This window comes from Streptomyces sp. x-80 (assembly GCF_046549095.1).
Taxonomy (GTDB): Bacteria; Actinomycetota; Actinomycetes; order Streptomycetales; family Streptomycetaceae; genus Streptomyces; species Streptomyces celluloflavus.
Genome location: NZ_JAJPWM010000024.1, coordinates 18545 through 42433 on the forward strand (window position 1 = coordinate 18545; position 23889 = coordinate 42433).

Here is a 23889-nt window from a genome sequence, read left to right on the forward strand (position 1 = left end):
CGGTTACTACATGGAGCGCTATCAGTACCGGGGTTGAACGGGGTGCGGGGGGCGTCGTCAAGGTGAGGTCTGCTTCGGACGTGGGTGGTTGTCCCGTCACATCAGCCTCCGCAGCGACTGGGCGAGTCCAAAGGCTGTCGGGCGCTGCGTCGCGTCTTCTGCGGCGAGCACCTGGCGTAGCAGCTCGGTGAGTTGGGGCCAGATGCTCGTGGTGCTGATCTTCAGCCGTCGGGCCGCGATCATGCGACGCAGCACTGCTGCGGTGTGTGTGTTGGGGTCTACGGCCGCGGCGCGGTAGTTCAGTGGCCACTTCCCTGTGGTGGACCACCACAGCGTCGCCGCGAGGGCATAGATGTCGGCCGACTTGGAGGTGATCACTGGCCGGGTGGGCGATTCGGCCGCGGCCGCGAGTTCTGGCGCTAGCAGGTGCACCAGGCCGCCGACGTAGGCAGGGGCCGGGGGCAGGGTGGCAGACCACGCCCATGTGCAGCCGAGCAGCTGCACCGTGCGGCTGGTGGCCATGTGCACGCTGTGGTGCGGTTGGAGGTCCCCGTGCACCCACCCGCGCTGGTGCAGACCGCCGACCGCCGTGCACAGATCCACAGCCGCGGCCAGCGCCCGGCGGTAATCCGAGGCTTCGGGACGTCCGTCCCGCACAGCCTGGAAGACATCCCAGGTGGTCAGGCCCTTTACCCAGGGCCGCACCAGCCACGCCGTGTCTCCGGCGAGTCCGTACTGGACATCCTCGCTGTACGCAGTGGCCCGGACCGCAGACTGCATGCACGCCAGCACCATGCTCTCGCGCCCCACCACATCGGCGGCCTGACCGCGACCGGTCTTCACCGCGACCTGCTGCATGCCCGGCCCCGTCACGTGCCACACGGCCATATCGCGGACGTGCCAGCCGCCCACCAGCCGCCAGTTCGTCGGCGACCCCAAGGCCAGCTCCGCTGCTTGTCGCGCGTCTTCCGGGCACTCGGCCAATATGTCCGCCACGGCAGTCCCGCCCGTTAAGTGCTGGCTCATCTCTCTTTTCTTTCTCCGTTGTCGTATGCGGTGGTGCGGTGGTGGTCCCACGGGCGGAGTTGCCTTGCTCGGCCGCGGGTGAGGCGCGGCCGGCCGCCTGGCTCCGGCCGTGGGACCTGTCATGTGCCGTCCGACGCCGGGCAGCGCGTCCCCGTACCGCCATCGGGGCCCCGCAGGATGAGTACGAAATTCCGGTCGACCGTCCGGTGTTCCACGTCGGCCCATCCGCAGCCCAGTGCGTCGATCTGCTGCTCGGTCAGCCCGCAGTTCCGGAAGCCGGCGGGCCTGCCGTCGGAGGAGCGGGCGGTCAGTACGTACATCGCCCCGTCCGGCCGCAGCCAGCGCCGTGCGTCGGTCATGAAGCGGGCCCGGTCGACGTGCGCGAGGGAGCGGCGGCACACGATGATGTCGAAACTGGCGGGTGTGAGCCATGGGGGGATCGCGTCGGCAGTCACGTCGAACTGCTCGTAGCGCTCGTAGCGGGTGCTCCGGTGACCCGCCCGGCGGGCCTGTGCGATCGCGACGGCGGAGAAGTCCACGCCCGTGACGGTCAGCCCCCACCTGGCGAGCTGCCGGGCGAAGACGCCCGTGCCGCACCCCGCATCAAGAGCCGTCATCCCCGGCCTGGGCCGAACCCGACGCAGGAAGAGGGACGCCTCCGCCTCGCTGGCCGGGGGATAGCTGTGGAGTTCGGTGTACCAGCGGTCCCAGTCCTCGGCAGTGGGCGTCGTCGGGCTCTCTACGAGCCTCACCGGAGGTGGGACCTCCACATCCACGAACCGAGTACCGGGTACGGCGTGCGTATGGGCAGTCATGCGTCCTCGCTGTGACGATGGGTACGACGATTGCTGGGCTGTCCGCCGCGCACCGGCGGCGGACGGGAGACGATTCGGGAGTGGTGGCCGGCCGCCCTCCCGCTTGGTGGGAGGGCGGCCGGGGCGCGCTGCTCGCGTCGTCTGACAGGGACGGCACGGTGGCGCCGCTCCTCCGCCCGCGGCACCCGCGGGCCGGGCCCGTGCGACACCTCACGGTGGCCTCGGCCAAGACGGAGGAGCCCGTCTGAGGTCGCCTCCCGGCGCGGCGGGGTCGGCGCGCCGGGAAGTGACCGGTCAGGGGGCGGTAGGAAGGCGGTTCAGATGCGGGCGGGTGTCGATGCCAGCGTCAGGGTGACGACGCCGACCGCGATGAGCACGACCAGGGCGATCACGGCCAGACGTTCGCTCACGAGGGGCCCTCCCACAGTGGGCGGGCCCAGTCGAGGGCCTGCTCGATGCTCTCGGGCACCACGCCATTCTCGGGAGTGGTGGTGTGGCGTTGGCGGGGCGGCAGGCCCGGCGGAGCAACCCACACCCGCCCCCGCTCCCCGGAGCGCGGCGCGGCCTCGGGCGGCGGTGAGAGCATGCCCGGCTGGCGCCGAGGCGTCGGCAGCTTCGCGTGATTCATACCGGCACGTCCATCTGATGCAGGAGGTGGACGGTGCAGACGACGAGGTGGTGAAGGTGCGCGGCCGGCCTCGTCCAGGTCCGGTCTTCCAGGCAGTGACGGGCGCTGCTGATCGCCGTCGCGAAGAGGGACCACTCCTGGCTGCCGCGGTTGAGGCGGTCGGCGCGCTGCTCGGAGGCGGGCAGCACGTCGGCGCGCAGCGTCTCCTCGACCTTGAGGATCAGCGTCTGCGCCTCGTCGTCCCACACCTGACCGCTCTTGCCGCGCACCCGGGCGAGGTGCACGGTACGGGCGGCCACGGAGAGGTCGACGCTCACGTCGGCGCTCACCGCACACCCTCCTGCGGGTCATCCGCGGTTGAGGCGCCGGCCTTGCCGTCGTCGGGGAGGTACTCGGTGCTCACTCCCACCGATTCGGCCCATGCGGCGAACTCGGTCTGCTCGCCCAGCGACGCAGCGATGTGTACGACGGACGGAGCCACGACCCCGTCGGCGCCGTCGTCGGTACCGTCCTTGCGCAGTATCTCGGAGACCTGGCACCACCCGGGCCGCGCCCGACGGTGGACGTGGTCTCCGCCAACGTCGTGGATGGACCGGACGACGGTCCACAGCTGGGCCGTGGCCCACTCGCGCAACATGCCCAGGATCCGCGGCGCCTGGTCGGCGTCGGCGACGTTCGCGTAGAGGACGACTCGCTTACGATGCGGCGCCTGCACCGTGCTCACCGCAGGCCCGTCTGCGGTGAGCACAGGCGGCGTTTCCACCGTAGAAGTCACGAGCACACAGTCCCGGGTGATGTGCGTCGGGTTGCTTCCGTGGACCGGCAACACAGTTCCCTGGGAGCCGGACGCAGCCAATTCCCCAGCGACATCTTCCGTCGAACACTCCATCATCATGATTCGACACCTGCCACAGTAGATACTCTGAGCCTCACCGGAGCGCTGCCGCACCTATCGGACAGCGCAGGTAGACCTCCCCGCACTGATGCGAACCGCGCTGCGCAGGCAGCGCTCCGGCGCCGCGTCTGCGACCTGCCCCTCTGAGAGGGCTGGCCTTGACCGGCTCAACTACCGTGCTTCAGACAGTCATTAGGATTCAAGGGAATCCTCACAGAATCCTCTGCGAGGACTAAACTGGCAAATGCCGGAACGCGCACATGCACTGTTCTGCCGGGCACATGGGGTGCGACACTGCGCACATCGACGTGTGCGCCGCGCACATCACCACGGGAGGGACACACGTTGCCAGCACAGCCCCGACCCACTGCACGGCGTATCGCACTCGGCCAAGAACTCCGCCGGCTGCGGCTGCGATTCTCAAGCAAGCTCACGATCGAAGACGCCGTGGAAGGGCTGCCGTTCTCGGAGGCGATGTTGCAGCGGGTCGAAACCGGCCTGTCGTCGCTTCGCAAAGCCGGGCATCTGCGGCTTCTACTGGAGCGATACGGCGTCGACGACGAGGAGACGGTGGAGGAACTTCTCAAAATCCAACGTGAGGCATCGAGCGAGGAGTGGGCGGCGGAGTACAAGGACGCCATGACGCCACCCTTGATGTCGAAGTTCGTCGGTATCGAGTCCGCGGCGCAGACGATCAGGGCCTACCATCCGCTACTGCCCTGGGGCAGTCTCCAGACCGAGGCGTACGCGCGCGCACTGGTCGCCATGCAACAACCGGTCTTGGAGTCCACGACCGAGTCCGGCGACAAAGCCGTCAGGCTGCGAATGCGGCGCCGAGAGTTCATCACCCGCGAGGAAGAACCGGCGCAACTGCTGGCCATCATTGGCGAACCCGCGCTGCGCCACGTGGTGGGCAGCGTCGACGTCATGCGCGAGCAGTGCGCCGAGATCGTAGAGCTCTCAGGGCGAGAGAACATCAATATCCAGATCCTGCCCTCGCACGGGAAGAGGTACAGGTTCGCTGGCGATTTCAGCATCTTGGACCTCGGGGGCGGCTTGCCGCCTCAGGTTCAGGTGGATACGGCATGGGGAGCGCTGGCGATATCAGGCAAGCCCCGCGACGTCGGGATCTTCGAGAGGAGGTTCGAGCGCCTGTCGACCCATGCTCTGCCACCCGAGGAAACCCCTACATTCGTCAAAAAACTAGCACGAGAGATCAAATGACTCATTCACGCACGTCCCAGCCCTGCAACGACCGCACGTGGTTCAAGTCCTCCTACTCGGAGGGCAGTGGCAATGCCTGTGTTGAGGTTGCCATCACATCCCCTGTCGTCAGCATCCGCGACTCCAAGGACAAGGCACGGCCCGCGCTCGTCGTGCCAGCTTCGGCCTGGACGTCGTTCGTGGGTCTGATCCTCTCCGGCGACGTCGCTTCTGACGCAGTCGGCTAACCAGATAGCGAATCGCCCCCTCAGTGGACGCGAGGGGGCGATTCGCGTTGCCCCGTTCTTCTCGCCGACTCGCGATGAGCTGGAGTGGGCTGTCGAGGTGCGGGAGGGGACGGGCATACGGCCGCCTGTAGACCGTCGGTTTCGGCGCGCGTTGACCAGCCGCTGTCTAGGATCAACCTGTGTCCGAGAAACCGACCACCAGCGAGTCTCCCACCTGCCGCGAGCTCGAAGTACGAGGGCGAGCACCAGAGCACCGGCGGGGAGAAGGATCAGCGGCTCTGTACGCCCTGATTGAGCACCACCGCGAGGCCCATGGAGCAACCGGTGAGGCTGTGAAGGACTGCCGAGAGTGCCATCAGTACGTCTATGACCCGCCCCGCTGGCACACGGCGGACGACCACCGGGAACACCACTACGTCATGCACAGAATTGAACATCGGCTGGGACGGGCCGGGATACCCGATGAGGTTCGCGGACATGCGCCGCAAGGAGACGTTCATGTCCCCAAGGCCGAATCTGGCCTCCTGAAACGAAAATCCCGCCGCGAAATGTGAGCGTCCCCCCGAGGCTGCTTGCCTGAGCAGCCTGGAGCGCCCGTCCTGGACGCCGACGAGAAGGAGACGATTGCAACGGTGGCCTACGCCGTGTCCAAGCCCGTGGACGTCGACACCCTGATCGACAACCTCACCCAGAGCAAGGACCCGCGTGACGTGCTCCGGCAGATCCTGGCGATCCACTGGGTCCAGGGGTTCAACGTCGGTTCGCTCTAGGCCGACCGCTCCCGGGCCAAGTCCGAAGGGGAACCGCAGTGACCGCGTCGGCGATCCAGACGACCAGGACCGAGGAGATCGTCAACGCCGAGCTGGTCGGCGACGACACGCCAATTCACCTGCCGACAACGTCTTGCCAAGGTGGCACCCCCGGCCTTCCAGGTCACCAGGGACACCGTGCTCGCCGAGGGTGAGCTGCCGCGCCGCCGACCACCGCAATTTCACCGAGAAGGACTTCACAGTCCACGCCCGGGTGAAGACGCGGATCGACGAGCGCGGCGCGCGCAACACCCGCGACACCACCCGGTCCTGCTTCGAAACCTGGCCCTCTCACTGACCGACCATACGAGCGACGTCCCTCTTTCTCATCGACCTGACTCTGGCCGGCTCGCCGCGCCGTCGGCGGCCCGAAGCGGGCCTTCAGCCGGGTGAACGCCGTCGTATTGGCCATCCCCGACCAGCCCATCGGGTGCCTCCCGGTCCGGAAGCAAGAGGCTCGCGAGAAAGGAGTCCGATCTCACTGGGGTGGCTGAAAGAGCGCCCCCGTGAAGGCGAATGCGTGCCGATATGGGCTTGCCCCGGTGGCGCGGCGTGGTTTCATAGCCGCCTCCTCGTCTGGGTACGCACCAGCGCGGCGATGGACCCCGAGGCTGGTAGAAAGGCAGGGACTGCGTGACCGAGGTCGGTGTAGGTGCGGAGGCGCCCGCGGTTTTGCGTGAGCGGATGGTGGCCGATCTCCGGGCACGGGGAGAGATCGTTTCCCCAGAGATGGAGGCCGCGTTCCGCAGGGTGCCACGGCACCTCTTTGCCCCCGAGGTGACCGCAGCCGAGGTATACGGGGCCCCTGAGGGAATCTTCACAAAGTACAACTCCCGGGGAAAGCCGACCAGTTCGGTCTCAGCTCCGTGGCTGCACGCACGAATGCTGGAGGCGGCCCGAGTCGCCCCGGGCATGGCAGTGCTGGAGGTGGGATCCGGCGGAGCCCAGGCGGCGCTGCTGGCAGAGCTGGTCGGCGAGCAGGGCACGGTGACCAGCATCGACATCGACCCCGACATCACCGCCCGCGCCCGCACGCTGCTGGCCGAGGCCGGGTACGGACACGTCCTGGTCGAGGAGGCCGACGGCTCCCAACTGCTCCAGGACGCGCCGCCGCAGGGCTACGACCGCATCATCGTCACCGCCGGCGCCGCCGATCTAGCAACGGCGTGGTGGGATCAACTCGCCCCCATGGGAAGGTTGGTGGTGCCATTGCGATTCCGGGGCATCTCCCGCACCATCGCGTTCTCCTACAAGGAGGACCACCTGCGGAGCGACACGCTCATCGTCTCGGGCTTCGTCGCGATGCAGGGCGGCAGCGCGCACGCCCCCCGTGTCCTACGGCTCGCCGGGCAGGATGTGCGGTTGACCGTCGACGAGGACCAGCCGGCCGACGCAGACGCGCTGATCGAGGCGTTCGCCGGCCCTCGGCACGAGCAGTGGACCGGCGTGAAACTTGGGGGATCGGAGGGAGTGTTGCCACAGTTGGAGGTGTGGCTCGCCGGCGCGGTTGCGCCCTACGGCAGGCTGCGTGCCACACCGGCAGCGGCCGCGCGCGGCCGCGTCGGATGGGTTCTGGACCGCGGGATGCCCGCCGTGTGGAGCGGTAACTCGCTGGCCTACCTCACACTGCGGCGCGCGGCGCAGGCCGAGGAGCGCTATGAGCTTGGGGTGATCGCCCACGGACCCGGCCGCGAGGACGTAGCTGAACTGCTCGCCGCGGCTGTCCGGCGTTTCGACCAAGAGGCGAGGTCGGCGGGGGAGCCCGTCGTGCGCGCGTACCGCCGCGGCCCGGAGACGGCCGGTCTTGGTGACGTGGTGATCGACAAGCCCAGCGTGCGGCTGGTGATCGCCTAACGACTCGGACGGCCTGCGAGGCGGTCCGTATCCACGTCTCTCGGCACGGAGTTCGGGAGACGAGACAGTATGTGGAGGGAGCGAAGATGGCACCACCCACCGTGACACCACCGACCGAGGCTCAGAATCAGCCGCCCCAGGACCTGGCCGACGCCTTCGACCTGGACCCTGCCCAGGAGAAGATCGGGCAGCTGAGCGTCTGGCTCAGCGGCGGCGATGAAGGTGACGAGGAGGCGGGTGACACCACCGGGGACGGCTGCGGGGAGTCGCCGCCGCAAGGCCCGACAACCGGCTGCTGACCGCAAGCGACCGGGGCCGGGCGCGCGTGCTGCGCGCCCGGCCCGTCCACCACGGGCTTCTTCGGGGATGACGCAATGCGCAGGCTCTTCGACCCTCACCCGGTGGCGATGGCCCGGGTTCCGCTGCGCCCCTACCAGCTCGGTCCCGCTGGCGGCAGTGGCGACGATCTGCTGGACGAGGGCGTCTTCCTCGCCAGCCGGAGCGCCGCTCAGGCCGCGGCCGAGGGTACGGAGCGGGGGCGGGTGACGCGGGCCGCTTACGATCTGCGCTCGCGTACCCGGACCACCCCGCACGGCGTGTTTGCGGGGGTTGCGCCCGCCACCTTCACCGCTGCCACCCTCACGGCGCGGCTGGGAAGCGCCCACCGGACGGTGACAACGCCCAGCCCCGCTTGGCTGACGGAGGTCGCCGATCAGCTGATGCGTGAGCACCCCGAGCTGCTGTCGGCGCTCACCTTGACGGCCGCCTCTGCGGCTGTCAGGAGGGGAGACCGACTGGAGGTCGAGCATCCCGCCCCTGAGGGAGCCCGGATGTCCAGCGTGAGGGCCACGGACGTCTCGCTCTGGCTGCTGGACGCCAGCCGCGGTGGCGCTCTGGCCGGCGACCTGCTCAACGGGCTTCTGTGCCGCCATCCCGGTGCCGACCCTCGGAAGGCTACCCGCGCCGTGATCAACATGATCGACACGGGCCTGCTGCTGCCTGACCTTCCCGCCGACCTGCGCGACAATCCCGTGCAGCACCTGCTGGACAAGCTTCCGCCCACGGCCCTACTCCGGCCGTGCTTGGCCCGACTTGACCAGTTGCTGGCGCGGTGCGATACGTACCCGCCCGGGACTCCGCAACGGCGCAAACTGCTGGAAGAAGCCCGCGATCTGGCCGACGAAGTGCACCATACGAGGCGACCGCTGGCCGTCGACACCCTCGCGGACGCCGACTTCGCCGTACCCCCGGCGGTGGGTGAACAAGCAGCCGAAGCCGCTTCTCTGCTGTGGCGGATCGGCCAACGCAAGGGTCCCTTGACCGACTATCACCGCAGGTTTTGCTCCCTCTACGGACACCAACGGCTCGTGCCGCTCCTGGACGTCCTCGACCCGGTCACCGGACTCGGCCCACCCGCCCCCTCCGACGCGATCGGCACCGACGAGGGACTCGATGAACGCCGCACCGCCGCGCTGGCTGGCCTGCTCGCCGACGCCCTGTCAACCGGTAGGACCGAGATCGTCCTGGACGAGCAGCACGTCGACCAGCTCACCAACCCCTCGCCGCTACTGCCGCCGCGCACCGCCGAGATACACATCCAACTGCTCCGTGATGCCGACCGGTTGCGTATAGCGGTCTGCCCCGGCACCGGGTCCCAGGTCGCGGGGGCCGCCCCGGGTCGCTGGATACGCTGGCTCCCTCAACTCGCGCCCCGCGAGGATCCCGACTTTGGCCACGGCCCCATGGTCGCGGAAATCGTCTGCCGCCCCCGCACCGCCGTGGCGGGTGCGCTGGCAGGCGAGACCGGCGCCGCCCCGTGGCGCATCCCGCTCGACCTCCCCGCACGCCCCCGCGACATCCGCCTCGACGACCTGGCCGTGACCACTACCGGAACCCATCTTCAGCTGTGGTCCACCCGCCACCACCGGCCGGTCATCCCCGTGCTCTACAACCGCCTGGCCCCCCGTCTCCTGCCCCCGGCCGCGTACGCCCTCCACCTCCTCGGTCACGCCGGGACCCGGCCCTGGCACCCCTGGAACTGGGGCCCGCTGAACTGCTGGCCCTACACGCCCCGCGTCCGCTACCGCGACGTCCTCCTCGCCCCCGCCCGCTGGCGACTGCCCGAAGCCCTCACCACCGCCGCGCACCACCACACCCCGTTCGAAGAGCGTCTCGCAAACTGGCGCACCACCACCCGCCTTACACCCCCCGCAGTGCTCCTCGCCGAGGAAGCCGACCGCCGCCTCACCCTCGATCTGCGCCAGCGCGATCACCGCGAACTGCTACGCCGCAGCATCCACCGCGGCACACGCATCCTCGCCGAACCCTTCGCCGGCCCCGAGGACCTCGCCGTGGTCGACGGCCCCAACGGCGCACACCACGTGATCGACCTCGTCGTCCCCCTCAGCCGACGCCACACCCCGCACACCCCTCCAACCGACCCCCGCAACGCCCTGCGCACCCCAGGAACCGGCACCTACCTGCCAGGAGGCGAATGGCTCTCCGCCGCTCTCGCCGCACCCGCCCGCCTCCACAACACTGTCCTTACCGAACTCGCACCACTGCTCAACCACCTCCCCGTGGACGTCGACCGCTGGTTCTGGCTGCGCTACACCACCCCCGCCCTCGGCCCACACCTGCGCCTGCGCTTCCACGCCACCCCTCACACCCTCGCCACCGACGTCCAGCCGCGGCTGTCCGAACTCTCCGACCACCTGCGCAGCCGCGGGCTACTCGGCCCCGGAACCCTCCACCTGGAGCCCTATGAACAGGAGATCGAACGCTACGGCGGCCCGCAAGCCATCACCGCCGTCGAACGCCTCTTCAGCACCGACAGCCGCCTGGCCCTAGCCGCGCTCAACCACACCGAGGACGAACGCCTCCTCATCGCCGCAGCCGGCTCCGCCGAGATCGCCCGCACCCTCGCGCCCGAACCCCTCTCCGCTCTGGGGCCCGGCCATCTCACCCGAGACCAGCGCCGTCACCGCGACGCCCTACGCGAACAACTCCCCCGCGTCCCCGCGCTCTTCTCCCTCACCGGCCTTGCCACCGCCCGTGCGACGCGGTCAGCCGCGCTGATCGCCTACCGAGACACCCTTCCCCATCGGGCCGCAGACCGATGCGCAAGCGACGTCATCCACATGCACACCAACCGCATGCTCGCCGTCGACCCAGGAGCCGAACGTCTCGTCCGCACCCTGGCCGCCGACCTCCTGCACCGGCCGTGAGCACCACCATCCGCGCCCGGGCCGCCGACGCCGCCATGCGCATCGCCCAGACCCTGCGCGACCCCCAGGACATCATCGCCCCCCTCACCCGCCGTGCCGCCTCCACCCTCTGCTACGGGCTGGCCGGCACCGCACTCCTGCACGCCAGCCTCGCCGCGGCCGAACCCCGCTTCGCCTCAATCGCCGCCGCCCACTGGGCCGCCGCCGCCCGCCTAGTGGACAACTCGCCTCCCGACGGCATCCACACCGGCCCCGGGGCCCTGGCCGCATCCCTGATCATCGGCACCGGCTACCTGCCGGCCAACGACCCCCACAACACCCTGCTCCCACGCGCCACAACCTGGCTCTCCGCCCGCGCTGTCGCACTCGCCCGCCACCACCACCGGGCCCCACGCGAGCAGGCCACCCCCTGGGCGGTCTACGACGCCATCAAGGGCCTCGCCGGCATCGGCCGAGTCCTGCTCGCCGCGCACCACCGCGGCCACCACACCGAAGCCGAGCCGGGCCTGCACGCCGCCCTCTCCACCCTCACCCACATGATCCTCACCCCCCACGGAATCCGCCCAGGCTGGTGGTTGCCCGCCGCCCTCCACCCACCCACGGTCACCATCCCGCCCACCGGCGCCGCCACCACCGGCCTCGCCCACGGCGTCGCCGGCCCCCTCGCCTTCCTGGCCACAGCTCACCAGGCCGGACACACCCTCCCCGGCCAGCGCGACGCAATCCACACCGCAGCTGACTGGCTCCTCACCTGGCAAACCCCCGAGAGCACCTGGCCACCCCACATCAGCGGAGATGCCCTCGACAACGCCCCACGAGGAACGACCGCCCGCCTCCGCGGCCGTACCACCGCCTGGTGCTACGGCACCCCCGGCATCGCCACCGCCCTCGCCAGCGCTGGGCGGGCCCTCGATCTCCCATCCCTCAGCCACACCGCGGCCGCCGCCATGACCGCCCTCGCCGCCCGCCCCCTAGACAACTGGGACATCGAGGGCACCGCCCTCTGCCACGGCAGCGCCGGCGTCCTACAAAGCGCCGTGCGCCTCACCTGCCAACCCGTCATCGACCACGTGACCCCCACCACGCTGGCCCCTCTCGCGAACTCCCGTCCGCGCGGCTTCCTCACCGGTCACACCGGTACCGCACTCGTGCTGGCCGACCTCGGTGGCCTCCTGCCCAGAACCGCAGATCACTGGGACTGTCTCATCTTGCTGTCTTAAGTCGCAGGTCGGAAAAAGCTCTTGTCCCAGTCACCCGTTACCAATGCGCGGATGGCGTCCTCGAAACTGTTCGCCACTCGCTGGTACCCGGCATCGCCGTAGAGCAGGATTTCGCCGTTCTCGGCCAGCAGTACGCACTCCTCGGTGTCGAATGCGGTACCGACCAATTGGACGGACTGGCCGAGATTCCTGCCGAAGACGCGAACGTTCCGAGGCGTGGCGTGTGCGGACTCCAGGGTCCTCTCTGTCGAAGTCGTGACTTCCACCTCGTTGCCCCGGAAAAGCCAGGTCACGGTGATTTCGCCGTATTTCTCCAGGAATCCGCGGAGCTGAGGGGTGATTTCGTACCCATCCTCTGTGTATTGCCGGCAGGTGCTCTCGATGTCCAGCGGCTCGAACGAGAAATGCGCGATTCCCGACAGGTCGTCCAGGAGGGCTTGCATCGAGGGCCGCTCAGGAGTGTCGTTCATCCTGTCAGGACCTCTCCTCCGAAGCCGGGTACCCATGTCTCGCAGTTCATGCACATTTTGAACTTCTTACCCTTGGGGTTGACCGTCACCAGATCGATGTTCTTGGGATCAGCGCCATCCTTGATCGCGTTGGTAAACATCCGGGGCTCGCCGCACACTCCCGGCGGCCGTCCGGACGGGTGCTGCGATTCTTTGGGCATCGCGTCGATCACCGCCTGCTCATGGCCGGTCTCGGGGCCACTGTCGCCGTAGTAGATCTTACCGGTGGTCCGGTCCTTCCCCACGGAATAGGCGCCCGGCGGCTCCTCATCCTCCCCGAGCCCGTCCGCGACGTGCTGCACCCGCTTCTTCCCCAGGTCCATCAGATCTTTTTTGAGGTTGGCGCTGTCATCCGGCATGAGGCCGAGCGGGTCGCACCAGGTATGAGGGTTGTGGACGTAGGTATCCGGGTTGGGCGCGGGACTGAGACCGAGCGGATCGGGGGTGGTGTAGCGGGCGGTTTCGGGATCGTAGTAGCGGTTGAGGTTGTAGTGGAGGCGGGTCTCGGGGTCGAAGTACTGGCCGGGAAAACGCAGTGGCGTGCTGGTTGTGCTGCCGGACGCCGAGGTGGTGTTGCCCCACAGCGTGGGGACCGCTCGCCAGGCGATGGTGTCGGTGGCCGTGTCGACGAGTTCGGTCGGCGTGCCGACCAGGTCCGTGACGATCGCGAAAAATCGGCGGTCGATCTGGTCCTGCGGAATGTAGGCCGTCGCGGGAGTCGTGATGGTCTCGGTCTGGGCGAGTGGGTGCTGTCCCCGATGGTCCCAGCTCATGGTGTACGGGCCAGGCAGGGAGGGGGCGTAGGTGGTCTGTTCGCCGAGGGTCGAGCCGTCCCACGTGAAGTAGGTCCGCTCTTCTGCGGTGATGCCGTCTGCGGCCAGGCGCTTCTTGGAGATTCGCCGGCCGAAGGGGTCGTAGGTGTAGTGCCAGTGGGCGCCGTCGGGCGTGGTGACGTGAGTGAGGCGGTCCTCGGCGTCCCAGGTGTAGTGCCAGGTTGCGGGCTTCTTCGACAGGCGGGTGACCTGGCGGAGCACGGTGCGGCCTGCGGCGTCGTACTCGTAGCGGACTCGGCCGGCGGTGCCGAGCTGGGTTCCGTTGTACGTCCGTGTACCGACTGCCGCCTTGTTGGGTCCGGTTGCGGGCCAGTCAGCGTCGGTGAGGTTGCCGGCCGGGTCGTAGGCGTAGCTCTCGGTCCAAGTGGCGGCGTGGACGGCGGTGACACGCCCGGCGGTATCGATGTCGAAGGTGCGGGGTCCGTTGAGCTGGTCGTCGACGCCGGTGAGGATGCCATCGGCGCGGTAGGTGTAGTCGCGGCGTTGCAGTACCGATTGTTCGGTCCGGAGGATCTGGCCGGTGAGGCGGTGTTCGGTGTCCCAAGCACTGGCCAGGGTCAGGCGGTCACCAAGGGAGCGTTGGATCTCGTGTCCGGCCGCGTCGTAGGCGAATTCAAGCGTGCCGGCGTTGGTCGTCAGCGAGGTACGGCGGTCGGCCTGGTCGTAGGTCCAGGTGCTGGTATGGCCGCCGGGGGTGGTGCGCCCGGTGCGCCGGCCGAGGATGTCCCGGGTGTGGGTAAGAGTGCGGCCGTTGATGCTCTCACTGAGGAGGTTTCCGAGAGCGTCGACGGTGCGGTGCAGATCGGCGTCAGGGCTGACGGCCCGGAGGAGGTGCCCTGAGAGGTCGTACGCGTAGCTGGTGGCCACCCCGTCGGCGTTCTTCGCCACCAGCCGTCCGAGGACGTCGTAGCTGTACTCGATCTGCTGTCCCAGAGGGTTGGTTCGTGAGTCGAGCTGGCCTGCGGCGTCCAGCTCATAGGCGACCCTTCGGCCGTTGAAGTCGGTTTCCGATATCAGCTGTCCGGCGGTGTCGTAGGTGTATTCCCACGTTTGACCGAGGGTGTTGGTGACGGTCACGAGCTGCATATGAACGTCGTAGGTGAAGGCAAGACGGGTGCCGTCAGGGTTGGTACGGGCGGCGAGCGTCTCGAAGGGCGTGTACTCGAAGGACGTGACCCGTCCAAGTCGATCGGTGTGGGCGAGGAGGTTGCCCTCGTCGTCGTACGTCCAGGACTCGGTGCTCCCGTCGGGAGCTGTGTATGAGGTCAGGCTGCCCTCGGTGCTCCAGGCCAGCCGGGCGACGCCGCCCAATTGATCGGTGATGGCGGTGACGCGCCCGAAAGCATCGCGCTCGTACCGGCTGGTTGCTCCGGCACGGTCGGTGACCTCGATGGCCAGGCCGACTGGGTTGCACCGGATACGGGTGGAGTTGCCAAAGGCGTCGGTGACGGACGCAAGGTGCCCGGCCTCGTCATAGCCGTAACGCGTGGTGGCGCCGTTGGGGTCGGTGAGCGAGGTGCGGCGGCCCGCCGCGTCATAGGTCTGCTGCCATGTGAGGCCGCCGGGCTTGGTGATGAGTGTCGGCAGGCTTGAATCGCCGAAGTAGGCGGCGGTGGACTGCTCGCCGTCCGGACGCGTGACACTGAGGAGGCCGCCGGTGTCGTCGTACGTGAAACGGGTAATGCGGCCGAGCGGGTCGGTCTGGGCGAGCAGGCAGTCGTATTCGTCCCGCTCGAAGCAGGTGGTGTTGCCGAGGGGGTCGGTCTCGGCGACGATCTGGCTGTCCTCGTTGACCTGGTACCGGGTGGTGTGGCCGAGTGCGTTCGTCTCGGAGTGGACCTTGATACCGGTGACCGGATTCGGATCGCCGTACTCGAAATGGAACCTGAGCGAGCCGTCCGCTCCGCCCTCTTCGACGACCCGGTCGAACTCGTCGTAGGTGTAGAGATACCGGGTGTCGTTGCGGTCGGTCCACGACAGGACCCGGCCCTGATCGTCGTTGGCGAAGAGCAGTGGTTTGCCGGAGGAGTTGTAGACCGCTGTCAGGTGGCCGTCGGTGTATCCGTAGCGCGTCAGCAGCACGTTCTGGCCGTCGCCGCCCGCGTCGGCCAGGTGGAGGGCGGTGATGCGACCGGCTTCCGTTGTCATCAAGAGCTGGTAGCCGCCGGAGTGAACCATGCTCAGCGGTGTGCCGGCAGCGTCGTACGCGAAGTCGACGTGGTGGCCTGCTCGATCGCGTATCTGGGTCAGCAGGGCCGTTTGGCCGTCGGGCTGTAAGGTGAACTCTCGAACCAGTCCCGTCGTGATGTCCGTCAGGGTGTATCTGCCTGTCAGGTGACCGAGCGCGAGGTCGAGACGCGCGCCGGCCGTTGCCTGGACAGGCTCATCGGGACTCGGGTACGGGTACGCCTGCGCGGTCCGGTCCGCGCTGAGGTGGACCACGCCCTCGTTGTCGAGCTCCAGCCGCTCGTCGATGGTGCAGACCCAGCGCGGGCCCATCCAACGGCCTGCTTGATACCCGGACTCGAAGGATCGCTTGAACAACAGGGGGAGCGAGCCGGGGAGAGACAAGTCCATCTGCTCGATGAACATCCGCCCCGTTGCCATGTCGACCGGCTCACCGCCCTGGCAGACGGAGTCCCGGGGGCGACCGGCCTCCCGCGGATTCTCCACCTGCTTACGGCCACGGCCTTCGCCAGAGGACTTGCGACCACCTCGACCGCCGCCGGTGTCCACGGATGTGCCGGGGCTCCCGTTGGGGCCCTTCGGGTCCGACTTGCCGTCCTTGCCGATGCCCTTGAAGTGGTCGGAGAGCGCGCGATCGTTGTCGTGATGGTTTTTGGCCATCTGCTTGACGCCGCGGGTCATGTTGTCGTCGAGATGCTTGGCGGTCTTCTTGACACCGTCCTCGATCCCATCGATGACCTTGTCAAGCATCGCGTTTGCCGCATCGGCGATGGCGTCCTTGCCGCGCGTACGCCCGTGGTGGCTCTTGGCTCGGCTGATCTTGCCGCCGGCCTTGTTGCGGAAGGTGCCCCCCGCACTCTGCAGGCCCATCACCACCCTGTCGTGTTCGCCCGGATCGAAGCTGAACCCGCCACTGCCGCCGGATCCACTTCCCCCGGATCCGGCGTGCCCTCCACCACCGCGGCCAACGCCGGCGCTGAGGAGCTCCATCGGTTTGTCAGCGGCTGACTTGACGGAGTCCTTGGCTCCCTGCGCGCCGTTATTGAAGCCTTCTTTACCAGCCTTGGCCGTTCGGTTCAGATCCACACCGTCCTGAACGCCCAGCGCGTTGGCTCCGAGCTGGACAACCAGGTCGCCGACCATCGCGCCCAGGGCCTCTTCGACAGGGGTCAGGGCCATGCTGATGACTTGTTCGGCGACCTGCTGGCAGACCTCCTTGAACAGCCGTTTGACGATCACCCGGGTCGCCTGCGTCGCAGCCAGCGCACCGACCTCGGACAGGCCCAGGGTGAAGGGGGCCGCAGCCTGAGCCGCAATCACCTCGGCGGCAAGAATGCCCAGTTGAACGAGGGCGCCCAGCTTGGCCCCCTCGATGAGCACGGCGACACCGTCCAAGGCGGTGGCTGCCATCCGGCCACACTCACCCAGGTTCTTCAGATGAGTGCCGTTGATCTTCCCCCAGTGGGCATTCAACGCCTCGACGGCCAGCGAACCACCCGCCGACCCCACCAGGCCCTGGATGGCTTGGTGGGCCTCGTTCGCTCCCTCATCGATGTCGTCGGCGAACTCCCGCATGGCCGTCGCCATCTCGCGGTAGTCGTCCTCGTCCACATTCGGCCACGACACGCCAATGATGTCGAGCGCCTCATCCGCCCACCCAGGCAGTACAACGCCCATGAGAAGCGCACCCCCGTTGATCAAACCACGTAAGGTGAGATGCTTTCACCGGGGCGTGTGGTTCCTCAAGGCGCATTCGGGCCTGCCGTAAGGCGGCCAGCAGCCCAGGGGTGGTACTACGTCTGACCGAAGACGGCAGGCACATCGCTGAGCAGGTGACGTTCACGGCACCACCCTGTGCGAACAGACCACCCTCGTTCACGGACAATCCGCATAAATCTCGTGGGACCGTCAGGGCCTCACGCCCCTGACCCAGCGAGAACGCCGGACGCAAGCCCACGCTCCGCAACACGAGATCGACCAGCGCTTCTCCGCCATCGTCACTGATCTCGATGGAACCCCCGCTGAACTCCTTGACGAACAGGGCGCCATCGCCGCCCGCACCGCGCCACCCTCTGGGGCACCACCACCTGGAACTCGCATGCCACCGCCCACACCCCCTGCGGTTCCCCAGCCAGTACTTTCGCCGGTTGCTCGACGACATCGCCCGTGAGGGGCAGGCGCGAGCATGTTGTCTGGTCGCCGATTCCGAGCTGCCAATGCCCTGGGAGCATCTGGCTAGCGGTAGTTCGTTAAATCCGGCGGTAGAGGTCAATGCCGTGTCCTGTGGTGACCGCGTCGATCAGGGCCTGGAGCTCGGATGGTGGGTCTGTGTCCGTCCAGGCTCGCCACCATCGGGTGAGGGTGATGGCGGGGGTGAGCCAGGAACGGATGGCGCGTAATGCCCTGGGCCAGCAAGGCTGTTGGGGCTGGTGGGGTTCGGCTGGGGCCCCCTCTCTGCAGGGGGCCGGCGCGGTGGCGTCCAGGGGCCCGGGTGGGGCAAACCACTGGTCCCAGCAGAAGGAGAAGGCGCAGTTGACCAGGGTCTGGTGACGGCGGATGGCGCGGTCGGAGCGGACTTGGAAGTCGGCCCAGCCGAGTTCGTCCTTGATCTGCTAGCCGTCCAGGAGCTGGAGCACCTTCTGGTGCAGTCGTCCCCACACACCAGCCCGGGACCAGGTAAGGAACCGGCGGTGCACGGTCGACTTCGAGGCCCCGAAGCAGGGCGGCAAGGCCCGCCAGGCGCAGCCGCTTACCAGTACATAGATGATCGCAGCGAACACCGCCTCATCGTCGATGTTCGCGACTCCGCCGCCCTGCGGGCGAACCCTCGCCGACGGCAACAGGGGCCTGACGATCTCCCACAGCCCTTCCGGCACGATCCATCCCCACCGCCCACTCCCCATAGCCAATCCAACAACCAACTGACCATGTAGGACATGGTCTTAGCAAGGTCGGGACTGCTGAGGTGGCCTATGCGAGTCCCTCACCGGGTCCTGCGAGCAGTCCAGGCCGACGCCGACCTGGACGGCCGGATCGACTGGGGTGTGGTGAGCGTGGATTCCACGGTGTGCCGTGCCCATCAGCATGCCGCGGAGGCCGCCACAGTCGGCCCGGATACCGGGGCGCGGCGTTCACCCTGCCGGGCATCGTCCGGACGAGGGGATCGGCCGTTCACCCGGTGGTCTCACGACGAAGATTCACCTGGCGAGCGATGGCGGATGCCGTCCACTGGCCATCCGGGTCACGCCCGGTCAGTAGGGTCACGCACCGCAGTTGATCCCGGTGCTGGATTGCATCCGTGTCCCGCGTCCGGCCGGCGGTCACCCGCGGACGCGTACCTGGAGATGGCGCTCGCCGAGTTCCGGGCGCTCGGCGAGCGGCTCGGGATCTCGTTCGCCCTGACCGAGTTGGCGGACCGAATCGCCGTGCGCGGCGAGTTCGCCGGCGGGTGTTTCGGCGTCCCGTCGAACGACCACCTCTTGTTTCCCGGAGCGATGCGTTCGAGGCTGAATCCGGCCAGGAAGTCCACCCCGCCTTTGAGGCCCGAGGTCTTCTCCAGGATCGGCAGCAGCAGTTTCTCGGTGGTGCCGGGATAGGCCGTGGACTCCAGGACTACCCCCCGCGCCGGGGCGAAGGTGCTTGCCCAGCGTCCGGGCGCAGGGCTCGATGTAGGTCAGATCAGGCACGCCGTCCCGCAGCGGGTCGGCACGGTGATCACCGCGATGTCGAAGCCGGCCAGCGCGGCAGCGTCGGCGGTCGCGGAGTAGGCCCCGGTGTCCAGACCGCGCGGAGCCGCGAAGAGGCCACGTCCTCCACGTACGAATCGCCGGCGGCGAGACTGTCGTCGCGACGGGGTGCGACGGCAGCAGCGGCCAAGGCTATCCGCAGGCTCGCACCAGATCTGCCAGGACGGTCCGGCCCCGCTTCGATGAGCACCGGCTCGTGCTTCGTGCTGCCCGCGTGCAGGTAGGAGACGGCCAGCCGTGCGGTGAGCAAGAGCAGCACCTGCTGTTCCGTATTGGACAGCTTGCGTCCGTAGCCGGTGAGGAAGGCCCGTTTGAGGTCGGGGCGTGTGGGCCAGAGCGCACCGCACAGCCACACGAGGTCCTCGACAGCGATCCCGTGGCCGGACTTCTCGAAGTCGATCAGGCTGTGGGTGCCGTTCTCGTCGTCCCACAGCCAGTTGCGGGGCGAGTAATCGCCATGCCGGACAACTGGTCGGCGACCCACTCGCGCAGGTCGGCAGGGAGGAGGGTGTGGAGCGTCACGAGGTGATCCTCCGGGTCTGGACGGGCAAGGGGCTGGACCCTGCTGGCGAGCCGTTCAGTGCAGTTGACGCCCCATCTTTGCCGACCGTCTGCTCTGTCCTTTGGTGTCCCACCACTCTTCCAACTAGGCGCGGACCAAGTGCACGAGCTGTTGGAGCCGATCACGGTCAGGTGGAGGTGAGGCGAGCACATCTACGAGAGACTTGTCATCCCGCGGGAGAGCGAACTCCCAGTACTCGTTGTGATGCCCTTGACGCACTACAGCGATCTTGTACGTGAAGGTCAAGCTGTGGTCGTCGTGATGATGGACCAACAGGCTGGAAATATCGAATCTGGCCTTCCCGCCACCAGTGGTGTACGAGGAGGCCAGAGCTCGCTCTGCTGGCGTCTGCTCCACCATGTGAACTCCGCTTGGGGGGCGTCAGGACATTCGCCTACGGCAGACGAGGAAGATCCCCAAAGGACTGGAACCTCCGCCGGGGGCATGTCAAGGTACAACTTCCCGGAAACACCTGTTCAGCGAAGGGAACCACTCCGGAGCGGGCGGGGTCGACTGTTTCAGGACTCTGCCGCCCACCCGGCTCTGCCTCGCTGCCGTGGTCTTTATCTAGGAGGCTCGTCTGTCGAAGTCCGCTATTCGCTCCGTCTGGTTAACTACCTCCGTCCTCTTGATTTTCGGTGCGCTGATTGCGTGGACTATCCAGAGGTGGGGGAGTCTGAGCCGCTTTCATAGCGTTGTGTCTTTGCGTCTACGCGGCCGGGCTATTTGGCGAGGGCCTGCTGCAACGGGACTATGGCCGCGGCCGAGCAGCCATTGCGCACATTGCGGTGCACCCCGGAGCCTCACCTCGTGTAGCCCGAGTCATTGGCACTTTTGAGTCTGTCGTGGCGGGCAATCTCGACCGCCTCACCGGAGACGGTCTACGGGGGATCGTCTCAGGCGGCGCGACCCCATTCATGCACTCATGCCGGTTGGCTTCGTGACTGAGGCATGTGCGGGAAGTTGCCGGCTTCTGCTGTCGGGGCGCGCATCGTAGCCCACGATCCCCGGTTAGCGAAACCGGGGATCGTCTGGAGTATTTATGTCGTTCGCACCGGCTACTTGGCGGTGGACCTGGAGCGGACAGCACTGTCCTGCTGTGTGCGCATCTGGCACCGTGCAGCTGATCGCTTCTGGTTTCCGAGAAAGGCACGCCGTTCCCCCGAACCCGCCAGCCCATAGACGCTGAGTGAACCTCTTTCATCCTCCGTGTCAGCAAGCCGCTATGGGGCTGCTGACCTGTGCCGACTATCCCTCCCGTCACCCTTGGAAACCCCAGGATGGAAGAGGACCAGTCGGATACTGCACCATTTCGTAAGGACCCCCCTTCGATGCGCCTTGCCGAGATATCCCCTGCCCTGAAACCGCCTAGTGACCCACTTCCGCCGTCAGTGCTTGCCTCCCAAGAGGTAATTCCAACCTGGTGCCAGAATGTCTCGCTGTGGCCCTGTAGTGGGGGAGCTGAATGAGGAACGGTATCGGGAAGGGCGATGAGCTAATGACCGTGCCCGAGGTGTTGGAGGAGCTGAAGGGGACGTCTCGACGAACCTTCTACCGATGGCGTGAAATGGGTACAGGGCCCGCCGTGCTGAAACTCCCAAACGGTGAGCTGCGCGTATGGCGGAGCGCATTCATGGAGTGGCTACGTCAGAGAGAGGAATCTGCGGCTTGAAGACGACCAACGTTCGAATATGGAGCGTTAGGGTCAAGCAGCGCAAGGGGAAAGACACCTATGAGGTGCGCTGGGGTGTTGCTGGACGCCCCTTCTCCCGCTCGCGAAGCACCAAGGGACTTGCCGAGAAACTGCAGGCCCGACTGCTCATGGCTCAGGATAAGGGCGAGCAATTCGATACTGAGACGGGTTTTCCTCCCTCTATGGAGGAGAAGGTGCCAGCCCGTAGTTGGTATGCATTCGCACTGGACTATTTGCGCATGAAATGGCCCCACGCCTCGCCCAACTATCGGGACGAGATCAACGAGGCCCTGACGTCGGTAACTAAGTCGCTGATGCCAAAGCGTCCCGGACGCCCGTCGGATCGAGCCTTGCAGAGGGCGTTGAGGGACTGGGCTTTCGTCCTACCTGGTCCGGGCGAAAGGGAGATCCCGCCGGAGGCGACGTCGGTGATTGACTGGGTCTCCAGGAATTCCCCTCCGCTGGCTGACCTGGCGAAGCCAGCGGTCATGCGTGGGGTTCTGGACGGGCTGAAGCTGAAGCTCGACGGGAAGGCCGCGGCGGGCGAGACCGTGAGGCGGAAACGCAAGGTCTTCGTCAACGCGCTCAACTACGCCACCGAGCTGAGCGAGTTTGAGGAGAATCCCGTCAACGGCGTGTCTTGGCAGAAGCCGCCGAAAGTCGTGGAAGTCGACCCAAGGGTCGTCGCGAATCCGAAACAAGCCGCGAACCTGCTGGGGGCTGTCTCGTATATCGGTGGATACCACCGGGCCAGAGGCAGGCGGCTGGTCGGCATGTTCGCCGGCATGTACTACGGCGGTTTGCGCCCGGCGGAGGCAGTGGCTGTAGCGCTTCCGGACTGTCACCTCCCCGAGGAAGGGTGGGGGATGGCGAATCTTCACCGGACCAGGCCGACTGCAGGCAAGAAATGGACCCAATCCGGGGAGGTCCACGACGACCGCGGATTGAAGAACCGCGAGCCTGAAGAGGTGCGGCCGACGCCCCTGCCCCCCACGCTCGTGGCGATCTGGCGCGACGGCATCGACACGTTCGGTACGGCTGATGACGGCAGACTGTTCTTCAATGAGCGTGGCGGGCTGGTCGGCTCCTCCACTTACTCGCGTGTCTGGAGCGAAGCGCGAGAGTTCGGGCTGCCATCGGACCTTGTCAAGAGCCCACTGGCGGACCGACCTTATGATCTACGCCACTCGGCCTTGTCTACATGGCTGAACGCCGGTGTGGATCCGACCGAGGTTGCCGCGCGCGCTGGCAACACGGTGGAAGTCCTGCTGGCCCGATACGCCAAATGCCTGCACGGACGCCACGCCGTAGCGAACAAGCGGATCGATGATCTCTTTCTCGAATACGCGTGATGATGATCACATTCGACACCCCGGAGCGAGGGCTCCGGGGTGTTCCTTATGTCCGGGGTTGACGCTTTGTCACTTAATGCCTGATCCCGCATATGTCCCACAGCGGGGGTCCTAAGGCTGCTTTCGGTGGCGCTTCACTGCACATAGCAACAGGCCCTCTGATCTGGCGTATCGCCTGACCAGAGGGCCTGTTAGGCACCTGACCTGCAGTGCCCCCGGCAGGATTCGAACCTGCGCACACGGCTCCGGAGGCCGTTGCTCTATCCCCTGAGCTACGGGGGCGTTTCGCCCTGTTGTTGTGGCGACGGGTAGAACCCTACCAGCTCTGATGGAGTGTTCAGGAACAGGGTTTTGCGGGGGAGAGGGGAGGGGCGTAGCGCATCCGGGGGCGGTGCCGGTGAGGGTCGGGGAAAGGTCCCTCGCACGGGGCGGAAGTGGGCAAAACCGGGACGCAGCCGCAGGTGGGCGCCTAGTCTCATGGTGTGCCTGGCTTGCCCGGTCGGATCCTTGTCGTCGATGACAACAAGGTGATCCGGCAGTTGATCAGGGTCAATCTCGAGCTTGAGGGCTACGAGGTCGTGACCGCGGCTGATGGTGCCGAATGCCTGGATGTGGTGCACCACGTGAGACCCGATGTGGTGACCCTCGACGTGGTGATGCCACGGCTCAACGGTCTGCACACGGCCGCGCGGCTGCGTTCCGATCCGCGGACGTGGGACATCCCCATCGCCATCATCAGCGCGTGCACCCAGGTCGAGGTGGACAGCGGTGACTCACTGGGGGTGGACGCGTTTCTCGCCAAGCCGTTCGAGCCGACGGAGCTGGTACGCACGGTCGGGGAACTGGTGCGGCAGGGGCGGGAGCGCGGGTCCGGGCGTGAGGACGGGGTGGAAGGCGAGGCCGGCGCGGCGGGCGTTGCGGGTGCGGGGCATGTGGTGATGGCGTCCGGTGGATTGATGGATGCCCATGTTGATGCCGACACCGATGCCGAAGCGGATGTTGATGCGGGTCTGGGCGTGGACGTGGACGTTGAGGTGGAGGGGGGCTCGGGGTCGGTGGTTCGGCCCGGGGGCTGACGGCGG

Annotated in this window: 21 protein-coding genes, 1 tRNA gene and 3 pseudogenes; 14 read left to right on the plus strand and 11 right to left on the minus strand. The window is 67.3% G+C overall.

The features are described 5' to 3' along the window. Window positions 1-96 precede the first annotated feature (96 nt). The 5 genes from ACLJWH_RS35265 to ACLJWH_RS35285 all read right to left on the minus strand — a co-directional run bounded on the left by ACLJWH_RS35265 (window position 97) and on the right by ACLJWH_RS35285 (window position 3193). Window positions 97-939 (minus strand): hypothetical protein, encoded by an 843-nt coding sequence (locus tag ACLJWH_RS35265; RefSeq protein ID WP_411145877.1) that lies wholly within the window; start codon window positions 937-939, stop codon window positions 97-99. Between the two features lie 206 nt (window positions 940-1145). Then, the gene (locus ACLJWH_RS35270) at window positions 1146-1778 is read right to left on the minus strand and encodes a class I SAM-dependent methyltransferase (protein WP_411145878.1); all 633 of its coding nucleotides are present in this window, start codon (window positions 1776-1778) and stop codon (window positions 1146-1148) included. Between the two features lie 469 nt (window positions 1779-2247). Then, on the minus strand, window positions 2248-2469 hold the full coding sequence (locus ACLJWH_RS35275; protein ID WP_411145879.1) for a hypothetical protein: 222 nt from the start codon (window positions 2467-2469) through the stop codon (window positions 2248-2250). Continuing rightward, window positions 2466-2798, minus strand: coding sequence for a hypothetical protein (locus ACLJWH_RS35280; RefSeq protein WP_411145880.1), 333 nt, complete (start codon window positions 2796-2798; stop codon window positions 2466-2468). Before ACLJWH_RS35280 ends, ACLJWH_RS35275 begins: the two co-directional genes overlap by 4 nt. Then, window positions 2795-3193 carry a hypothetical protein gene (locus tag ACLJWH_RS35285; RefSeq protein ID WP_411145881.1) on the minus strand — a complete coding sequence of 133 codons (399 nt, stop codon included), beginning with the start codon at window positions 3191-3193 and terminating at the stop codon, window positions 2795-2797. The genes ACLJWH_RS35280 and ACLJWH_RS35285 overlap by 4 nt, the downstream gene beginning before the upstream one ends. A 516-nt stretch (window positions 3194-3709) precedes the next feature. Between ACLJWH_RS35285 and ACLJWH_RS35290 the strand changes: the two genes are divergently transcribed. Then, the gene (locus ACLJWH_RS35290; protein ID WP_411145882.1) at window positions 3710-4588 is read left to right on the plus strand and encodes a helix-turn-helix domain-containing protein; all 879 of its coding nucleotides are present in this window, start codon (window positions 3710-3712) and stop codon (window positions 4586-4588) included. Beyond that, complete coding sequence (locus ACLJWH_RS35295) at window positions 4585-4815, plus strand: DUF397 domain-containing protein (RefSeq protein WP_411145883.1); 231 nt, start codon at window positions 4585-4587, stop codon at window positions 4813-4815. Before ACLJWH_RS35290 ends, ACLJWH_RS35295 begins: the two co-directional genes overlap by 4 nt. Window positions 4816-5084: 269 nt before the next feature. On the opposite strand, the gene ACLJWH_RS35300 is transcribed toward ACLJWH_RS35295, so the two are convergent. Further along, entirely contained in the window at window positions 5085-5315 is a 231-nt protein-coding gene (locus ACLJWH_RS35300; protein ID WP_411145884.1) for a hypothetical protein, read from the minus strand. A gap of 72 nt (window positions 5316-5387) precedes the next feature. On the opposite strand from ACLJWH_RS35300, the gene ACLJWH_RS35305 reads away from it, so the two are divergent. The 6 genes from ACLJWH_RS35305 (at window position 5388) to ACLJWH_RS35330 (ending at window position 11925) form a co-directional block, all read left to right on the plus strand. Further along, a complete protein-coding gene (locus ACLJWH_RS35305) occupies window positions 5388-5585 on the plus strand; it encodes a hypothetical protein (protein WP_411145885.1) in 198 nt (65 codons plus the stop codon). A 190-nt stretch (window positions 5586-5775) separates the two neighbouring features. After that, window positions 5776-5922, plus strand: a complete 147-nt coding sequence (locus ACLJWH_RS35310) for a hypothetical protein (protein WP_411145886.1) — start codon at window positions 5776-5778, stop codon at window positions 5920-5922. 335 nt (window positions 5923-6257) lie between these two features. Further along, on the plus strand, window positions 6258-7478 hold the full coding sequence (fxlM, locus tag ACLJWH_RS35315; protein WP_411145887.1) for a methyltransferase, FxLD system: 1221 nt from the start codon (window positions 6258-6260) through the stop codon (window positions 7476-7478). 86 nt (window positions 7479-7564) lie between these two features. Beyond that, window positions 7565-7777 (plus strand): hypothetical protein, encoded by a 213-nt coding sequence (locus ACLJWH_RS35320; RefSeq protein WP_411145888.1) that lies wholly within the window; start codon window positions 7565-7567, stop codon window positions 7775-7777. Between the two features lie 75 nt (window positions 7778-7852). Next, a complete protein-coding gene (locus ACLJWH_RS35325; RefSeq protein WP_411145889.1) occupies window positions 7853-10705 on the plus strand; it encodes a lantibiotic dehydratase in 2853 nt (950 codons plus the stop codon). Then, window positions 10702-11925 carry a lanthionine synthetase LanC family protein gene (locus ACLJWH_RS35330; RefSeq protein ID WP_411145890.1) on the plus strand — a complete coding sequence of 408 codons (1224 nt, stop codon included), beginning with the start codon at window positions 10702-10704 and terminating at the stop codon, window positions 11923-11925. Before ACLJWH_RS35325 ends, ACLJWH_RS35330 begins: the two co-directional genes overlap by 4 nt. Here ACLJWH_RS35330 and ACLJWH_RS35335 read toward each other — a convergent pair. Both ACLJWH_RS35335 and ACLJWH_RS35340 read right to left on the minus strand, forming a co-directional pair. Next, window positions 11922-12395: an SUKH-3 domain-containing protein gene (locus ACLJWH_RS35335; RefSeq protein WP_411145892.1), complete on the minus strand. Its 474-nt coding sequence runs from the start codon at window positions 12393-12395 to the stop codon at window positions 11922-11924. The two genes, ACLJWH_RS35330 and ACLJWH_RS35335, sit on opposite strands and share 4 nt — an antisense overlap. Next, a complete protein-coding gene (locus ACLJWH_RS35340) occupies window positions 12392-17080 on the minus strand; it encodes an RHS repeat-associated core domain-containing protein (RefSeq protein ID WP_411145893.1) in 4689 nt (1562 codons plus the stop codon). Before ACLJWH_RS35340 ends, ACLJWH_RS35335 begins: the two co-directional genes overlap by 4 nt. A 217-nt stretch (window positions 17081-17297) precedes the next feature. On the opposite strand from ACLJWH_RS35340, the pseudogene ACLJWH_RS35345 reads away from it, so the two are divergent. Next, window positions 17298-17595, plus strand: a pseudogene (locus ACLJWH_RS35345) (hypothetical protein); the annotation flags it as partial. 477 nt (window positions 17596-18072) lie between these two features. On the opposite strand, the pseudogene ACLJWH_RS35350 reads toward ACLJWH_RS35345, so the two are convergent. Continuing rightward, window positions 18073-18357, minus strand: a pseudogene (locus tag ACLJWH_RS35350) (transposase); the annotation flags it as partial. Window positions 18358-18441: 84 nt separating this feature from the next. Here ACLJWH_RS35350 and ACLJWH_RS35355 point away from each other — a divergent pair. After that, a pseudogene (locus ACLJWH_RS35355) lies at window positions 18442-18790 on the plus strand (IS5/IS1182 family transposase); the annotation flags it as partial. Between the two features lie 8 nt (window positions 18791-18798). Next, complete coding sequence (locus tag ACLJWH_RS35360; protein ID WP_411145971.1) at window positions 18799-19050, plus strand: hypothetical protein; 252 nt, start codon at window positions 18799-18801, stop codon at window positions 19048-19050. A gap of 118 nt (window positions 19051-19168) precedes the next feature. On the opposite strand, the gene ACLJWH_RS35365 is transcribed toward ACLJWH_RS35360, so the two are convergent. Next, window positions 19169-19684, minus strand: coding sequence for a phosphotransferase (locus ACLJWH_RS35365; protein ID WP_411145894.1), 516 nt, complete (start codon window positions 19682-19684; stop codon window positions 19169-19171). A gap of 1576 nt (window positions 19685-21260) precedes the next feature. On the opposite strand from ACLJWH_RS35365, the gene ACLJWH_RS35370 reads away from it, so the two are divergent. Both ACLJWH_RS35370 and ACLJWH_RS35375 read left to right on the plus strand, forming a co-directional pair. After that, the gene (locus tag ACLJWH_RS35370; protein WP_411145966.1) at window positions 21261-21434 is read left to right on the plus strand and encodes a helix-turn-helix transcriptional regulator; all 174 of its coding nucleotides are present in this window, start codon (window positions 21261-21263) and stop codon (window positions 21432-21434) included. Further along, window positions 21431-22807 carry a tyrosine-type recombinase/integrase gene (locus ACLJWH_RS35375; protein ID WP_411145895.1) on the plus strand — a complete coding sequence of 459 codons (1377 nt, stop codon included), beginning with the start codon at window positions 21431-21433 and terminating at the stop codon, window positions 22805-22807. The genes ACLJWH_RS35370 and ACLJWH_RS35375 overlap by 4 nt, the downstream gene beginning before the upstream one ends. Window positions 22808-23017: 210 nt before the next feature. On the opposite strand, the gene ACLJWH_RS35380 is transcribed toward ACLJWH_RS35375, so the two are convergent. Further along, window positions 23018-23089: transfer RNA gene (locus tag ACLJWH_RS35380), tRNA-Arg, on the minus strand. 200 nt (window positions 23090-23289) lie between these two features. Between ACLJWH_RS35380 and ACLJWH_RS35385 the strand changes: the two genes are divergently transcribed. Further along, window positions 23290-23883, plus strand: a complete 594-nt coding sequence (locus ACLJWH_RS35385; RefSeq protein ID WP_411145896.1) for a response regulator — start codon at window positions 23290-23292, stop codon at window positions 23881-23883. Window positions 23884-23889 lie beyond the last annotated feature (6 nt).

Bases quoted from the DNA above. Each gene is read 5' to 3' on its own strand.
- ACLJWH_RS35275 (WP_411145879.1), bottom strand. From the start codon at position 2,469: ATGAATCACGCGAAGCTGCCGACGCCTCGGCGCCAGCCGGGCATGCTC.
- ACLJWH_RS35325 (WP_411145889.1), top strand. From the start codon at position 7,853: ATGCGCAGGCTCTTCGACCCTCACCCGGTGGCGATGGCCCGGGTTCCG.
- ACLJWH_RS35370 (WP_411145966.1), top strand. From the start codon at position 21,261: ATGACCGTGCCCGAGGTGTTGGAGGAGCTGAAGGGGACGTCTCGACGA.
- ACLJWH_RS35335 (WP_411145892.1), bottom strand. From the start codon at position 12,395: ATGAACGACACTCCTGAGCGGCCCTCGATGCAAGCCCTCCTGGACGAC.
- ACLJWH_RS35320 (WP_411145888.1), top strand. From the start codon at position 7,565: ATGGCACCACCCACCGTGACACCACCGACCGAGGCTCAGAATCAGCCG.
- ACLJWH_RS35295 (WP_411145883.1), top strand. From the start codon at position 4,585: ATGACTCATTCACGCACGTCCCAGCCCTGCAACGACCGCACGTGGTTC.
- ACLJWH_RS35300 (WP_411145884.1), bottom strand. From the start codon at position 5,315: ATGAACGTCTCCTTGCGGCGCATGTCCGCGAACCTCATCGGGTATCCC.
- ACLJWH_RS35360 (WP_411145971.1), top strand. From the start codon at position 18,799: ATGGCGCTCGCCGAGTTCCGGGCGCTCGGCGAGCGGCTCGGGATCTCG.